The 15,169-nt window shown below is 65.4% G+C and carries 16 protein-coding genes; 12 read left to right on the plus strand and 4 right to left on the minus strand.

The genetic code is table 11. From position 1 onward, the window contains the following. Positions 1-8 precede the first annotated feature (8 nt). Genes I9018_RS14720 through I9018_RS14730 form a run of 3 tightly spaced genes read left to right on the plus strand, consistent with a single transcriptional unit; the run spans position 9 to position 2,460 of the window. Positions 9-818 carry a MetQ/NlpA family ABC transporter substrate-binding protein gene (locus tag I9018_RS14720; protein ID WP_241109912.1) on the plus strand — a complete coding sequence of 270 codons (810 nt, stop codon included), beginning with the start codon at positions 9-11 and terminating at the stop codon, positions 816-818. Then, complete coding sequence (locus tag I9018_RS14725) at positions 815-1,792, plus strand: methionine ABC transporter ATP-binding protein (RefSeq protein ID WP_241109913.1); 978 nt, start codon at positions 815-817, stop codon at positions 1,790-1,792. Before I9018_RS14720 ends, I9018_RS14725 begins: the two co-directional genes overlap by 4 nt. Continuing rightward, positions 1,789-2,460, plus strand: a complete 672-nt coding sequence (locus tag I9018_RS14730) for a methionine ABC transporter permease (protein WP_241109914.1) — start codon at positions 1,789-1,791, stop codon at positions 2,458-2,460. The genes I9018_RS14725 and I9018_RS14730 overlap by 4 nt, the downstream gene beginning before the upstream one ends. Before the next feature lie 18 nt (positions 2,461-2,478). Here I9018_RS14730 and I9018_RS14735 read toward each other — a convergent pair whose 3' ends face one another. Then, a complete protein-coding gene (locus I9018_RS14735; RefSeq protein WP_241109915.1) occupies positions 2,479-3,393 on the minus strand; it encodes a LysR family transcriptional regulator in 915 nt (304 codons plus the stop codon). 89 nt (positions 3,394-3,482) lie between these two features. On the opposite strand from I9018_RS14735, the gene I9018_RS14740 reads away from it, so the two are divergent. Further along, complete coding sequence (locus I9018_RS14740; RefSeq protein ID WP_241109916.1) at positions 3,483-5,015, plus strand: MFS transporter; 1,533 nt, start codon at positions 3,483-3,485, stop codon at positions 5,013-5,015. 8 nt (positions 5,016-5,023) lie between these two features. Here I9018_RS14740 and I9018_RS14745 read toward each other — a convergent pair whose 3' ends face one another. After that, positions 5,024-5,935, minus strand: coding sequence for an AraC family transcriptional regulator (locus I9018_RS14745; RefSeq protein WP_068587339.1), 912 nt, complete (start codon positions 5,933-5,935; stop codon positions 5,024-5,026). Positions 5,936-6,039: 104 nt separating this feature from the next. Here I9018_RS14745 and I9018_RS14750 point away from each other — a divergent pair, with 104 nt between their 5' ends. The 8 genes from I9018_RS14750 to I9018_RS14785 all read left to right on the plus strand — a co-directional run bounded on the left by I9018_RS14750 (position 6,040) and on the right by I9018_RS14785 (position 13,461). Continuing rightward, positions 6,040-6,600: a carboxymuconolactone decarboxylase family protein gene (locus I9018_RS14750; protein WP_068587341.1), complete on the plus strand. Its 561-nt coding sequence runs from the start codon at positions 6,040-6,042 to the stop codon at positions 6,598-6,600. Positions 6,601-6,645: 45 nt separating this feature from the next. Further along, positions 6,646-7,713 (plus strand): acyl-CoA dehydrogenase family protein, encoded by a 1,068-nt coding sequence (locus I9018_RS14755; protein ID WP_068587343.1) that lies wholly within the window; start codon positions 6,646-6,648, stop codon positions 7,711-7,713. Then, positions 7,710-8,549: an ABC transporter ATP-binding protein gene (locus tag I9018_RS14760; protein WP_241109917.1), complete on the plus strand. Its 840-nt coding sequence runs from the start codon at positions 7,710-7,712 to the stop codon at positions 8,547-8,549. Before I9018_RS14755 ends, I9018_RS14760 begins: the two co-directional genes overlap by 4 nt. Then, positions 8,515-9,714 (plus strand): ABC transporter substrate-binding protein, encoded by a 1,200-nt coding sequence (locus tag I9018_RS14765; RefSeq protein ID WP_241109918.1) that lies wholly within the window; start codon positions 8,515-8,517, stop codon positions 9,712-9,714. Before I9018_RS14760 ends, I9018_RS14765 begins: the two co-directional genes overlap by 35 nt. Next, positions 9,714-10,475, plus strand: coding sequence for an ABC transporter permease (locus tag I9018_RS14770; protein WP_124346786.1), 762 nt, complete (start codon positions 9,714-9,716; stop codon positions 10,473-10,475). The genes I9018_RS14765 and I9018_RS14770 overlap by 1 nt, the downstream gene beginning before the upstream one ends. Before the next feature lie 127 nt (positions 10,476-10,602). After that, the gene (locus I9018_RS14775) at positions 10,603-11,187 is read left to right on the plus strand and encodes a TetR/AcrR family transcriptional regulator (RefSeq protein ID WP_241109919.1); all 585 of its coding nucleotides are present in this window, start codon (positions 10,603-10,605) and stop codon (positions 11,185-11,187) included. A gap of 134 nt (positions 11,188-11,321) precedes the next feature. Then, positions 11,322-12,182 (plus strand): NAD(P)-dependent oxidoreductase, encoded by an 861-nt coding sequence (locus tag I9018_RS14780; RefSeq protein WP_124346788.1) that lies wholly within the window; start codon positions 11,322-11,324, stop codon positions 12,180-12,182. Between the two features lie 76 nt (positions 12,183-12,258). Further along, entirely contained in the window at positions 12,259-13,461 is a 1,203-nt protein-coding gene (locus tag I9018_RS14785) for an MFS transporter (protein ID WP_241109920.1), read from the plus strand. Here the strand turns inward: I9018_RS14785 and I9018_RS14790 are convergent. Next, positions 13,437-14,222, minus strand: coding sequence for a type 1 glutamine amidotransferase domain-containing protein (locus I9018_RS14790; RefSeq protein WP_241109921.1), 786 nt, complete (start codon positions 14,220-14,222; stop codon positions 13,437-13,439). The genes I9018_RS14785 and I9018_RS14790 overlap by 25 nt on opposite strands. A gap of 107 nt (positions 14,223-14,329) precedes the next feature. Beyond that, positions 14,330-15,169, minus strand: a complete 840-nt coding sequence (locus I9018_RS14795) for a metal-dependent hydrolase (RefSeq protein ID WP_241109922.1) — start codon at positions 15,167-15,169, stop codon at positions 14,330-14,332.

A 15,169-nucleotide genomic window follows, 5' to 3' on the forward strand; every position in this document is an offset into this window, starting at 1 on the left:
CCTAGCCAATGCTGAAGAAGAACCTGCTCGCCCTGGCCCTGTTGGCCAGTTCAGGGTCGTTGCTGGCGACCGCCGTTGCCCAGCCGCTGCGGGTGGCCGCCGACCCGGTGCCGCACGCCCAGATCCTGGCTTATGTGCAAAAGCTCGATCCGCAGCTGGAGCTGAAGGTCATCGAGATCCCCAACGGTGTGAACTCCAATGAGTTGCTGGCCCACGGTGACGTGGACGCCAACTACTTCCAGCACCTGCCATACCTCAAGTCCCAGGAACAAGCCCTGGGGCAGCCGTTCGCGGTAGTCGCCAGCGTGCATATCGAACCCCTGGGGATCTATTCACACCGCCACCCGGGGCTCGAGCAGGTCCCCCAGGGCGGCACGGTGGCGGTGCCCAACAACGTCACCAATCTCAGCCGTGCCTTGTACCTGTTGCAGGACTATCGATTGATCCGTCTCAAGCCGGGCTTCAATGACCCGGCGCGCGACCAGGCCACGCCCAGGGACATCGCCGAGAACCCCCGGCAACTGAAGATCCTGGAAGTGGAGTCGCCACAGATCCCCAGGGCCCTCGAGGATGTGGACTTGGCGGTGATCAACGGCAACTACGCCCTGGAGGCCGGGCTGGTGCCGGCCAAGGATGCCCTGGGATTGGAGAAGGCCGAACACAACCCCTACGCCAACATCCTGGTGACCACCCCCGGGCTCCAGGATGATCCGCGCATTCGCCGCTTGGCCAAGGATCTCAATTCGCCCGACGTGGCCAGGTTCATTGCCCAGACCTATTCCGGCTCGGTCATCCCGGTCACGGAGCTGCAGCCATGATCCAGGTCGAACAGGTCAGCAAGGTGTACGGCGAAGGCCAGGCGCCAGCGTTGCAGCAGGTCTCGCTGAGCATTCCCGAGGGTTCGATCTACGGCATCCTGGGGCGCAGTGGCGCGGGCAAGTCGACCCTGCTGCGCTGCCTGAACCTGCTGGAGCGTCCCAGCAGTGGACGGGTGCTGGTCGATGGACGAGACCTGGGACGCTTGTCCGGGGCTGAGCTGCGTCGCCAGCGCCAAGGGATCGGCATGATCTTCCAGGGTTTCAACCTGCTGCATTCGCGCACGGTGCTGGACAATGTCGCGGTGCCGTTGGAAATCGCCGGCCTGGCCCGCGAGCAGCGCCGCAACCGGGTGCTGGAGCTGCTCGAACTGGTGGGGCTGGAAGACAAGGCCCAGGCTTTTCCCTCGCAACTGTCCGGGGGGCAGAAACAGCGCGTGGGCATTGCCCGGGCCCTGGCCGTTGGCCCGCGTTATCTGCTGTCGGACGAAGCCACCAGCGCCCTGGACCCGGAAACCACCACCTCGATCCTGCAGCTGCTGGCTCGAATCAACCGAGAGCTAGGGTTGACCATTGTGCTGATCACCCATGAGCTGGACGTGGTGCGCTCGATCTGCACCCATGCTGCTTCGCTGGACCAGGGGCGGTTGGTGGAGTGCGGGCCGATCGGGTCGCTGCTGGCGGACCCGCAGTCCGTGCTTGGGCGGGCGCTGTTGCCGGGTTACAACCTGCCGGTTACCGGCGATCAGCTCCAGGCCGAACTGACCTTTTTCGACGACCAGCGCGCCGCGCCCTTGTTCGAGCAACTCAGTGGCCAGCAGGCCGTGCCGCTCCGGGTCCTGGCAGCGGGTGTCGAGTCCGTGGCCGGCCGGCGGATAGGGCGCCTGCGGGTCGGTGCCGCAGGTTCCGACGCCAGTCGCTTCAATCACCTGTTGAGCGCATTGGTTCAGCGGGGCATTCGGAGTGAGCGCCTGTGAACCGCGGCCTCGATTGGCAAGAGCTGGCGCAGCTGCTGCTGACGGCCACGGGCGAAACCCTGTACATGGTGCTGCTGGCGGCGCTGTTCACCGCGTTGATCGGCTTGCCACTGGGGGTGCTGCTATTCGTCAGCCGTCCGCAAGGTTTGCTGCCAATGGTGCGGCTCAATCGCCTGCTGGGTGCCCTGGTCAACCTGGGGCGCTCCTTGCCTTTCGTGGTGCTGCTGATCGCCCTGATTCCCCTGACGCGGATGGTGGTGGGCACCACCCTGGGCAGTACGGCTGCCGTGGTGCCAATCACCATCGGGGCGTTTCCGTTCTTTGCCCGGATCGTCGAGAACGCCCTGGAGGAAGTGGACAAGGGCCGGGTGGAGTCGGTGCTGGCGATGGGAGGACACATCGGCCATGTGATCTTCAAGGCCTTGTTGCCCGAGGCGCTGCCGACCCTCCTGGCGGGGCTGACCCTGACCCTGGTGCTGCTGATCGGCTTCTCCTCCATGGCTGGGGTCATCGGGGGCGGCGGCCTGGGGGACTTGGCGATTCGTTATGGCTACCAGCGCTTCAACAACCAGGTGATGTTCGCCACCGTGGTGGTGCTGGTCGTGCTGGTCCAATGCGTCCAGTCGGTTGGCGATCGCCTGGTACGGTCCCTGGCCCATCGACGCTGAGCCCGAGGGCGCAGGCGATCAGTGGACATCCGGCAGTTGCTGCCAGCAGTGGTCCAACCAATCGCACAGGGCGCTGATCCGCTGCGGAACGAAGCGATTGTGCAGGCGCACCAGGTTCACCGGCAGCGTCGGCAACTGCCATTGGGGTAGCAGGCGCACCAGCTCGCCGCGCCTGGCCGATGGACCCAGCAGCCAATCCGGGCCTGCGTGCAGCCCGGCGCCGGCAAGCAGGGCGCGGTGAATGGCACCGAGGTTGTTGAGAAAGAAACGCGCATCGAGTTCGACCTTCGTCACTTCTGCCTGACGCTTGAATGTGAGCTGCGTCGGGTTGTGTTCGGTCATCCATGAGTAAACCAGCGCCCGGTGGGCCGGGAGGTCCGCAGGCTGGAGCGGGGTGCCATGGCTTTGCAGGTAGCCCGGGCTGGCATACACGCCGTGGGACAGTTGCCCCAGGGGACGTGCCACCAGGGAGGAGGCGGGCAGGTGGCCGATGCGCAAGGCCACGTCGATGCCTTCTGCCATCAGGTCCAGGACCCGGTCGGAAAGCACCAGGTCCAGGGTCAGCTGTGGATGCTGGCCCTGGAAGTCGGCGAGCCAGGTACTCACGTGATGCTCCCCCAGGGCCACCGGGGCGCTGACCCGCAGGCGGCCGGAAAGCTCGGTCGCACTCTGGTCGAGGCTGCCTAGCAGGGCGTCCATTGCTTCGAGCAACGGACGCATGTGTTCGTAAGCCCGGGTTCCGGCCGGCGTCAGGCTAACTTTGCGGGTACTGCGATTGAGCAATTGGGTATTGAGCCGATGCTCCAGGGCGGTGAGCTGGCGGCTGACGGAGGAGGGCTCCAGGTGCAGGTCGTCGGCCGCCAGGGTCAGGCTGCCGCGTTCCACCACCCGGAAGAAAATACGCCAGGCGGCGTTATCTTGAGTTTTGCGCATTATGCAATTTGCTTTTGATCAGGCGGTCATGTCAATGCGAAAAGTGCAGCAATAGCATCGAGGATTCCTTGAATCCCGAGCCTGTCACCATGCCTTCCAGCTCTCGTCCTGCCTCTGCTGCCGACCGTTACTGGCTGTTGTTCGCCGTTTGTGCGGCGGGCCTCATCCTGCCCTTGGAGTACACCGGCCCGGCCATGGCACTGCCGGCCATCGAACAGGCCCTGGGTGGTAGCCCGACCGCCCTGGCCTGGGTGATCAATGCCTTTGCCCTGAGCTTTGGCAGCTCGGTGATGCTGGCCGGGACCCTGGCCGACCGTTATGGCCGCAAGCGTATCTTCAGCCTGGGCATGGCCAGCTTCACCCTGTTCTCGTTGCTGATCGGTTTTTGTCGTGATGTCTGGATGCTCGATCTGTTGCGTGGCTTGCAGGGCATTGCTGCCGCCTTGGCCATGGCCGGTGGTGCGGCGGCCCTGGCCCAGGCATTCGAGGGCCGGGCGCGCACCCGTGCCTTCAGTCTGTTGGGCAGTGCCTTTGGCATCGGCCTGGCCAGCGGGCCGGTCATCGCCGGAGCCCTGGTGCAACAGGTGGGGTGGTGGGCGATCTTCCTGCTGGGAGCAATCATCGGTGCTGCCGTGCTGATCCTTGGTGTACCGCGCATGCAGGAGACCCGCGATCCCGAGGCCCAGGCCCTGGATAAGCTGGGGGGCCTGACCTTCAGTGCTTTCCTGGTGTGTCTGACGTTCGCCATCATGCAAGTCCCCGAGGATGGCCTGGGCAGCTTGCCAGTCCTGGGGTTGCTGGGTGGGGCTGCAGCTTGTCTCTGGGGGTTCGTGCGGGTGGAGCAGCGGCACCGGCGGCCAATGCTGGACCTGAGCCTGTTCGGCTTCCGGCGCTTCGTTGGCATCCAGTTGCTGCCGGTGGCGACGGCGATCTGTTTCATCGTGCTGTTGATTCTCTTGCCGTTGCGCCTGATTGGCATCGAAGGGCTGGGACCCTGGCGGGCCGGGGCGATGATGATTGCCTTGTCGGCCCCGATGGCCATCGTGCCGTTTGCCGCAGGCTGGCTGGTGCGTTGGTACAGCGCCGCTGGCCTGGCGTGCCTGGGCCTGGTGATTGCCGCACTCGGCCTGTTCTGGTTGAGCCTGGTCCCTGTGGGGCAGCCGAGCGCGGCGTTGCTTTGGCCGCTGCTGGTGATCGGCATCGGTACCGGACTGCCATGGGGACTGATGGACGATCTGTCGGTCAGTGTGGTGCCCGTGGAGCGGGCGGGCATGGCCACGGGGATCTTTACCACGATGCGCGCCTGCGGCGAGGCGATCTGCGTGGCGGCGGGCCTGGCTTTGCTCAAGGCCCTGCTCGCCAGCGAATTGGCGGGGCTTGCTGGCCACCAGGACATGGGGGATGTCGCCCTGGGACGGGTCGCCAATGCCCTGGCCATGGGCGATATGCAGAGGGTCCAGGCGCTGGCCGAGCGGGTATCGCCAGCGGCCATGGCACAGCTCTACAGCCAGGGATTTGCCCATCTGCTGCAGATTTTGGCAGGGATCACCCTGGCGGCGGCCTTGTGTTGCGCCCTGGCTTTGCGCCAGCCGCGGAAGGTGGCCTGCCCGACAGGTTGCTGATGGCGGGTTCAGCGCCCCTCATGCTGCTTGCGATAGGCCCCCGGTTGCAGGCCCACGGCTTTGGTGAACGCCCGGGTGAAGGCCGCTATGGATTGGTAGCCCACGGCGGCGGCCGCTTGCTCCACGGTCTGGTTGGCCTTGAGCAGCTGGCAGGCATGGCGCATGCGCAGGGCCAGTAGCACCTGCCCCGGCGACTGCCCGGCCAGTTCGTTGAAGCGCTTGAAAAATGCCGATCGCGAGAGCCCGGTCAGGGCCGCCATGGTTTCCAGGGGCCAGGGCTGCCCGGGTTGCTGGATCAATTGCTCCAGCAAGGGGGCGAAGGCCGGGTGCCGGGCCAGGGCCACCAGGCCCCCGAGGTCCTGGTTATGGTTGACCTGCTGGCGCAGTACATACAGGAACAACAGGTGGCTCAGGCGTTCCAGCAACGTGCTCGAGGGGGCCGGGCCCCGCTGGCACTCCTCGAGAATCAACTGGAACAGGGCCCTGGCTGCTGACAGCGACGGGTCGCCAGCGCGCAGGACGATCCAGCCGGGCAGGCCGTCGATGATCAATGACGACAGTCCCGACTTGAAGTGGAAGAACCCACAGACCAGTCCGACCCCGTCCTGGGCGCCCAGGTCCAGGGCGCCCATGGCGGTGCGCGGCAACTGTTGTGCCTGGGAGGCCTGCTGTGCGCTGGACAGCCGGTAATCCAGGTCCTGCAGCAGGAACACGGCGTCGCCCGCGTCCAGGCGCACGGCCTGGGATACGCCGTCCACATGCAGCCAGCAATGACCTTGCACGATCAAGTGGAAGCTGGCCCGGGCCAGGCCCTGGGTGCTGGCGTGCCAGCCACCGCAGTAGCGCCCGACGTGGAACAGGCTGGCGTCCAGTTCCAGTCCTTCTAATAACCAATCAACCAGGGGGCTCGACGAAATCATCTAAGGGAAACACTCAGGAGCAAGTAATCGCTACTTTAGAATATGGATCGGAATTCTTATAACCAACAGACTTGGCGCACACCTTCACCACAGGAGTCCACTCCATGTCCCGCGTCACTCTACACACCTTGTCCAGCGCTCCAGAAGCGGCCCGGCCTTTCCTGGAAAACGCCCAGAAGAATTCCGGCTTCATCCCTAACCTGCTGGGCATCCTGGCCAATGCCCCGGCTGCCCTGGAAACCTATGTCACGGTCTCGGGGCTCAATGCCAAGTCCGAACTGAGCCTGGCCGAGCGTGAAGTGGTGCAGTTGATTGCCGCCACCACCCATGGTTGCGATTTCTGTGTCGCAGGTCATACCGCTGTCGCCCTGAACAAGGCCAAACTCGCTGATCCGGTGGTCAGCGCCCTGCGTGAGCAGAGCACCTTGCCTGAAGCTCGGCTGGAGGTCCTGGCGGCGTTCGCCCGGGAAGTCATCGCTACCCGGGGCAAGGTCAGCGACCAGCGCTATGCCGAATTCAAGGCCGCAGGATACAGCGAAGGCAATGCCCTGGAAGTGATCCTGGGCATCAGCCTGGCGACCCTGTGCAACTTCGCCAACGTGTTCGCCGGTACTGAATTGAACCCCGAGCTGGCCAGGTATCGCTGGTCCGTGCAGGGCCAATGAGCAGGGCGTCGCCAAGCGGCGACGCCCCTTCAAGGAGAAAATCACATGCTCAATGCGCAATTGAGTCAATGGCTGGATGCCCAGGCCCAGGCGCTGGACCTGGGGCAGTGCGATCCGCAATCGGTGCTCGCCCAACTGGCGGCCGGCGGTGTGCTGCGAGCCGGCATCAGCCAGGCCCAGGGGGGCAGTGGCGGGGACCTGGGCGACGCCCTGGAAGTCATGGCCGAAGTGGCCAGCCACTCCCTGGCGGCGGCATTCGTCTGCTGGGGCCAGCGCGCCTTCATCGAGTACCTGCTGCACAGTCCCAACCAGGCCTTGCGTGAACGGTTGTTGCCGTCACTGCTCAGTGGCGAACTGGCTGGTGCCACCGGGCTGTCCAACGCCATGAAGTTCCTCTCCGGGATCGAGGCCCTGCAAGTCCGGGCGCAGGACCAGGCCCATGGCTGGCGCCTCAACGGGCGCCTGCATTGGGTGACCAACCTGCGCAAGAGCGGTTTCGTGGTGGCCGCGGCGGTAGAGCGTGAGGAGGGCGGGGCGCCTTTCATCCTGGCGATTCCTGACGGCTTGCCGGGGCTTGAGCGTTCCGAGGACCTGCAACTGATGGGCTTGCAGTCGAGCAATACCGCGGCCCTCGACCTGGAGCAGGTCGAGGTCGCTCGTGACTGGTTGTTGCATGAGGACGCCCGCCAGTTCCTGCCGGCAGTGCGTCCGGCGTTCCTGGGCCTGCAATGCGCCCTGGCGATTGGCCTTGCCCGCCGGGCATTGGCCGAGGTCGAGCAGCATATCCAGGGCGTTCGCTCGGTGCTCCAGGAGCCTTTGCTGGAGCAGCGCGAACAACTGCAACGGACCGTCGCCGAACTCAAGGCCGGCTTGCTCGACGGACGCTTCCTGGGCGAGCCCGCCGCCTTGTTCCGGGTCCGTATCGCCCTGGCGGAGGCCACAGCCAACGCCGTGCAACTGGAACTCCAGGCCAGCGGTGGCAAGGCCTACCTGTGCGAGCACGGTAGCGGCTTCGCCCGGCGTTGGCGCGAGTCGGCCTTCGTGCCCATCGTCACCCCAAGCCTGGTGCAACTGCGTGCCGAGTTGCAGCGCCAGGCGCGGAATGCCGCATGAGTGGCTTGTTGAATGCACGGCAGATCAGCCTGGGGTATCGCGCAGCGGACGGCTGGCACTCGGTACTGGAAGACTTCGACCTGCAATTGCAGGTCGGGGAGGTGGTCTCGGTACTGGGTCCCAGCGGCGTCGGCAAGTCCAGCCTGCTGCGGGTCCTGGCCGGGCTGCAATCACCGCACAAGGGCCAGGTGAGCCTGGCCGGCGAGGTGCTGGAGGGGCCTCATCCGCGGGTTGCTGTGGCATTCCAGGACCCCAGCCTGTTGCCGTGGCTGAACCTGGAGCACAACGTGGCTTTCGGCCTGGACTTTGCCCGCCAGCCGCGCCTGAGCGCCCGCCAGCGCCAGGAGCGTATCGACCAGGCCATTGCCGATGTCGGCCTGGAGCACGCCCGCCAGCGCTATCCGGCGCAGTTGTCGGGCGGCATGGCGCAACGTACCGCGTTGGCCCGCTGCCTGGCCCGCCAGCCGCAGGTGTTGCTGTTGGACGAACCTTTCGGGGCCCTGGACGAAGTGACCCGGGCCGACATGCAGCAACTGCTGCTCAAGGTGATCGGCCAGCACCGGACTTCGGCGCTGTTGATCACCCACGATATCGACGAGGCCCTGCTGTTGTCCGACCGGGTGCTGCTACTGGGTAACAGCCCGGCGCACATCCTCGGCCAGTGGCGTATCGACCTGCCGGCTCCGCGCGCCGAAAGGATCGAGGAACTGGGCGCCTTGCGCATTGAAATTCTCAAGACCCTTCGGCGGGCGAGCCGCAACCCTCTCACTTCCCCTTTGCCTGCACCGTCGGAGATTGACCATGTGCCTGGACGACTTCACCCACACGCGTCGTGACTTCCTCAAGCTCAGCGCGCTACTGACCGCCGGTGGCGCCTTGCCGCTGCTCAACAGCCTGCAGGCTCGCGCGGCCCTGGAGCCGGATGCGCCGGTACGCATCGGCTACCTGCCGATCACCGATGCCACGCCATTGTTGGTCGCCCACAACAACGGCCTGTTCGAGGCCGAGGGAATCAAGGCCGAGCGTCCGGTGCTGTTACGCAGTTGGGCCCAAGTGATCGAGGCCTTCATCTCCGGACAGGTCAACGTCATCCACCTGCTGTCGCCGATGACCGTCTGGGCCCGCTACGGCAGCAAGGTGCCGGCCAAGGTGGTGGCCTGGAACCATGTCGGCGGTTCCGGCCTGACCGTGGCCCCTGGCATTACCGAGGTCGGGCAACTGGCGGGACAGTCCCTGGCGATTCCGTTCTGGTACTCGATCCACAACGTGGTACTCCAGCAGTTGCTGCGTGACAGTGGCCTGGTGCCGGTGAGCAAGGCCACCGGTAGCGCCCTGGGAGCCAATGAGGTCAACCTGGTGGTGCTGCCGCCCTCGGACATGCCGCCAGCCCTGGCCAGCAAGCGCATCGCCGGCTACATCGTCGCCGAACCCTTCAATGCCCTGGCCGAGGAACTCAAGGTCGGCCGGGTGCAGCGCTTTACCGGCGATGTCTGGCGCAATCACGCCTGCTGCGTGGTGTTCATGCATGAGCACGATCTGAACAACCGACCCGAGTGGTCGCAGAAAGTGGTCAACGCCATCGTCAAGGCCCAGCTCTGGACCCGCGAACATCGCGCCGAGGCCGCGCAATTGCTGTCCAAGGACGGCAGCAACCGCTACACCCCCCATGCGCCCCAGGTGCTGGGTCGGGTATTGGCGCCGGCAGCCACGGACCGCGAGGCCTACCTGGCCAGTGGCGCGATCCGCAATGGCCAGTGGGATGAGCAGCGCATCGACTTCCAGCCCTATCCGTTCCCCAGCTACACCGAAGAGCTGGTCAAGCGCCTGAAGGACACGCTGATCGAGGGGGACAAGGGCTTTCTTGCCGGTCTCGACCCGCGGCACGCCGCTGGCGATTTGGTGGACGACCGTTTTGTGCGCAACGCCATCGCCAGCGTTGGCGGGCTCAAGGCCTTTGGCCTGGCGGAAAGCTTCGAGCGCAGCGAGGAGTTCGCGTTCTGATGGACAAGCAACCTTCTTCCCTGGGCCACTGGGGCCTGGGGCTGGCCGGTCTGGCCAGCCTGTTGCTGGGCTGGTGGCTGGGTGTGCACCTGCTGGCTGGCGACGGCTTGGCGATGCGTTTCTCGCCCGAGGCGACTTTCTCCAGCCTGGCCGAGCTGCTGGGGCGTGGCGAGTTGTACGAGCACATCGGGGTCAGTCTCAAGCGCATTGTGCTGGGGCTGTTGCTGGCCTTGCTGGTCGGGGTGCCCCTGGGCCTGCTGGTGGGCAGCTATCGGCACCTGGAGGCGGCCACTACTCCGGCATTCCAGTTCCTGCGGATGATCTCGCCGCTGTCATGGATGCCGGTGGTGGTGATGCTGATGGGCGTGGGCGATCAGCCGATCTACTTCCTGCTGGCCTTTGCCGCGTTGTGGCCGATCCTGCTGAACACCGCCGCTGGGGTGCGTCAACTGGACCCGCGCTGGTTGCAGTTGAGCCGCAGCCTGAGTGCCACCCGCTGGGAGACCTTGTGCAAGGTCATCCTCCCGGGGGTCGTGGGGCATGTGCTGACGGGAGTGCGCCTGGCCATCGGTATCTTGTGGATCGTCCTGGTGCCCTGCGAAATGCTCGGTGTCAGCGCCGGGCTGGGTTACTTCATTCTCGATACCCGTGATCGCCTGGCCTATTCGGAGTTGATGGCCATGGTGCTGTTGATCGGCGCCCTGGGTTTTGCCCTGGATGCCATGGCTCGCAGCCTGCATCGCCGCTGGGCCCACGCCTGAGCGGCATCGGACCATTCCCGGATGAGCCTCTCGCCGGCGGTACCGGGGATTATTTTCCCCGGTACGGTTGACGCTCACCCGTAGCACCTTTAACTTATGGAACGATCATTCCATAAAGGTGTTTGCCGTGCGTCCCAAGGAGTTCGACCCCGACCAGATCGCCGATGCCGCCATGCAGGTGTTCTGGCAGCACGGTTATGCCGCCACTTCCATCCAGGACCTGGTGGAGGGCACAGGCCTGAGCCGCAGCAGCCTGTACAACGCCTTCGACAGCAAGCATGGGCTCTACATGTGCGCGCTCAAGCGTTATCAGCAGATGACCACGGCCAATATCGAACTACTGGGCCAAGAGGCTCCGGCCCTGGAGCGGGTGCGGCGCCTGCTGATGAAGATCGTCGACAACGAACTGCAGGACGATCAGCGCCTGGGCTGCCTGGCGGCTAATGCTTCACTGGAAATGGCCGGTCAGGACCCGGTGGTGGCGCAATGGGTTGCGCAGAACTTCAAGCGCATCGAGGCAGCGCTGGAGCAAGTGCTGCGACAGGGGCAGGAACAGGGACAGGTCGCGTCGCAGAAGAATCCCCGGGCCCTGGCCAGCTTTGTGGTGTGCACCATCCAGGGCCTGCGGGTACTGGGCAAGGGCAGCCTGCCTGATGAGCGCCGCCAGCGCCTGCTGGATGTCGTGGAGGTGGCCGTGGCCAGCCTGGCCTGACGCCAGGCGTGGCCGTTGTCCAGGCCGCTGCACAGCGGTCGATGTATCGCTCAGCCAGCCCGCGGGGTGGCTGTTTTTTTACCCTTTATTGGAATGATCATTCCAAAAAATCGCTGAAATCGGAGAAACACATCATGTCCACGCCATTTCGTTCAGTCGCGGTATTGGGTATCGGCATCATGGGGGCGGCGGTAGCGCGCAACCTGCAACGCCGTGGGTTTGCAGTGCGTGCCTGGAATCGCACGCCACAGCGGGCCCAGGCGCTGCAGGAAGAGGGCGTCCAGGTGTTCGAGCAGGCCGTGGATGCCGTGCGTGGGGCTGAGGTGATCATTACCCTGGCCAAGGATGGCCCCGCCGTGCTGGCGGCCATGGAGCAGGCTGGCCCGGCCCTGGAGCCCGGTATGCTCTGGCTGCAAATGGCCACGGTGGGCGTCCAGGCCTGTGATGAGCTGCATGGCTTTGCCCAGGCCCGGGGGCTGGTGTTCTACGACGCCCCAGTCCTCGGTACCCGGCAGCCAGCGGAACAGGGGCAACTGCTGGTGCTGGGGGCGGGGCCCGAGAAGTACCGGGCCCAGCTCCAATCGCTGTTCGATGCCATTGCCAAGCGAGTGACCTGGGTCAGTGAAGTGCCTGGCGGCGGCAGTCGCTTGAAGTTGGCCCTCAACAGCTGGGTGCTGGCCTTGACCCACGGCGCCGCGGAGTGCCTGGCGCTGGCCAGGGGGCTTGGCGTGGACCCGGCGCTGGTGGTCGAGTTGGTAACCGGCGGCCCCCTGGACAGCGGCTACTTCCAGGCCAAGACCGCCGCCATGCTCAACGATGATTACCGCCCCAGCTTCACCCTCGCCAATGCCTTGAAGGATGCCCAGCTGATGGTGGCTGCCGCGCAGCAGGCCGGAGTCAAGGTCGATCTGGCCGAGGCAGGGATCCAGCGTTTCCAGCGCGCCCTCGACAAAGGCCATGGCGACAAGGACATGGCTGCCTCCTACCTCGGCTGAAACCCGGCCTTTTACTGCGGTGGCCACAGTGGTGCCTGCCGCAGCCCTGATCGTTGCTTGCGTGAGTATCTTCAGAATGAACATCCCTGAATCTTATCCGGCCGCCGCCACGCGGCTGCCGGTCTGGCGCCTCTTGGCCCTGACCCTGGCTGGCTTCATCGCCATCGTCACCGAAACCCTGCCCGCCGGACTGCTGCCGCAGATCAGCCATGGCCTGGCCATCGACCAGGCCATGGCCGGACAGTTGATCAGCGTCTATGCCCTGGGCTCGGTGGCGGCCGCCATTCCGCTGGTCGCCGCGACCCGCAGTTGGCGGCGCCGGCCCTTGTTGTTGATGGCTATTGGCGGCTTGCTCCTAGGTAACAGCCTCACGGCACTGTCGACTCACTATGGCCTGACCCTGGTCGCGCGGTTTGCCGCTGGCATGGCGGCGGGGCTGGTCTGGGGATTGCTGGCCGGTTACGCGCGGCGCCTGGTGGTCCCTGCGTTGCAGGGGCGGGCGCTGGCAGTGATGGGCGTCGGCCAGCCGCTGGCCCTGTGCCTGGGCGTGCCGCTGGGCACTTGGCTCGGGACCTGGATGGACTGGCAATCGGTGTTCTGGAGCTTGTCCCTATTGGCCCTGGCCTTGTGGCTCTGGGTGCGCCTGGCGGTCCCTGATCAGCCCGGGCAACAAGCCGGTCAACGCCAGCCGTTAGGGAAGATTTTCCTGACTCCGGGGATTGCCCAGGCGCTGCTGGTGATCTTCGTCTGGATCCTGGCCCATAACATTCTCTACACCTATATCGCGGTGTTCCTCGAATCCCTGGGGCTGGCCAGCAGCCTGGACCGAGCCTTGTTGCTGTTCGGCCTGGCGTCGCTGCTGGGGATCTGGGGCACCGGATTGCTGGTGGATCGCTGGCTGCGGGGCCTGACCCTGTGCAGCCTGGCGGGTTTCGCCCTGGCCTGCTTGCTATTGGGGATCGCTGGCCGGCAGCCATGGCTGGTATGGCCGGCCATCATCGCCTGGGGCCTGACCTTCGGTGGTGCACCGACCCTGCTGCAGACTGCCGTGGCAGACGCCGCCGGGGAAGGGGCTGATGTCGCCCAGTCGATGCTGGTGACCCTGTTCAACCTGGGCATCGCCGGTGGTGGGGTGGTGGGCGGCCTGTTGCTGCAGCGTTTCGGTGCGCTGTCCTTCCCCTGGGCGATGGCGGCCTTGGCCACGATGGGGCTGGTGCTGGTCTGGGCGGCTCGCCGATACGCCTTCAAGCCGGGTCAGCGGGTGACCTGTAGCGGCTGAGGCTGGGCAGTGCGCGCTTGCTGCAGCAGCTCCACCCACTCGTTGGCAAAGCGGTGGCAGTCCCCGGGCCAGCGTGCAGTCAGCAAGTTGCGATCGCGGACTACGAAACCGCGCTCGGGATGCTGCGCCGAATCGCGCCTGGGCAGCAACGGACCACGGATGAAGTCCTGCGGGTTGGCCAGGACCGACTTGATCTCTTCTTCGACGCTGTGGTCGTAGGTGCGGTAATAGCGTCCCAGCCATGGGGCGGTGGCGATCCAGGCCATTAGTTCCATGGGGCCGGCCAGCAAGGCCGTGACCTTGCGCCCGTAAAGTACCGAGTGGCCAGTCTGCGGATCGATGCAGCGAGCCAGGGCCAGGGGGCCGTGGCACACCGCGGCTACCGGTTTGTCGGCGCGAAAGAAGGCCAGGATGATCCGCCGCACTTGATCAGATTCCAGCAGGCTACGCATGCCTCGGGCATGGCCTCCCGGGATCAGCAGGCCCTCGAACGCCTGCGGATCGACCTCGGCGTAGCCCAGCGGATCGCGAAAGGCCGGATCGCGGGTCATGTCATGGTAGCGCTCCAGGTCGGCGGCGCGGGTCATGAGCATCGGGTTGAGCGGGCCGAAGCCCAGGCTGACCAGGCGCGAGTCGGCATAGGCCGGCATCCCCAATGGCGTTGCAAAGCATGCCTCGAAACCGGCCTGCCGGGCGGCTTGCCAGGGCAGGCCGCTTTCGGTGGGGTCGTAGTCGGCGTGGGGCAGCAGGATCAGGATCATGGGCAGGCTCGGGAGCACGAAGGGTCCGCTGCAGATTAGCAGCCCCCGGGGATTGCGCCGGGAACTGCCCAGGCTGCCCGTGATTGTCGAGTGCCCGGCACGGTCTCTTACTTGGCTGCCGCGGAGCGGGTCTGCTCGATGTCTCGTACCAGGCCATCGATGCGCTGCAACTGGTGGCGGTTGTCGTGATCCCAGGGGTGGAACCCCGGCTTGAAGTACTGCAGCCAGGGCAGGGCGATCCGTGGGAATATCCCCTTGGGCCCGTAGAGGTACTTGATCACCTGCCACATCCCGCGCCAGTGGCCACCACGCTTGCGATCGGCGATCAGCAGGCGCACATGGAAATCGAACACTACCAGCCAGAAGGTCAGGGTGGTGAACAGCATGGTGCCGGTGCGGATCAGATAGCGTTTGGGGCCCGGCTTGAGCACGGTGTTCCAGACGTCGTAGGCCACCGCCTTGTGCTCGGTCTCCTCCAGCGCGTGCCACTGCCACATCTGCCGGTAGCCTTCCACCGAGTCACCGAAGCGACTGGGATCACGCAGCAGCAGGTCGGCGAGGATCGCCGTGTAGTGCTCCAGGGCGATGGTCAGCGCCAGGTTGAAGGCGGGAGCGAAGTGCTTCTTCTGGAAGTCGAGGATCATGCGCAAGCGCCGATCCAGCAGGTGGGCCGGCAACCCGGCGTTTTGCAGCAGGTCGTTGTACTGCTGGTGCTCGCGGCTGTGCATGGCCTCCTGGCCGATGAAGCCCTGGATCTGGCGCTTGAGCTCGGGATCGTGGATGCGCTCGCGGTAGTGGCGCACGCTGTCCATGAAGAACAGCTCGCCGGATGGAAACAGCAGGGACAGGGCATTGAAGAAATGGCTCACGTGGCTGCCTTGTTCGTGCCAATCGCAGATGCGCTCGGCAGGCAGTTCGACCTTGATGTCACGGCGCACGGGCAGCAT

The sequence above is a fragment of the Pseudomonas sp. MPFS genome, from assembly GCF_022537035.1.
Classification (GTDB): Bacteria; Pseudomonadota; Gammaproteobacteria; order Pseudomonadales; family Pseudomonadaceae; genus Aquipseudomonas; species Aquipseudomonas sessilinigenes.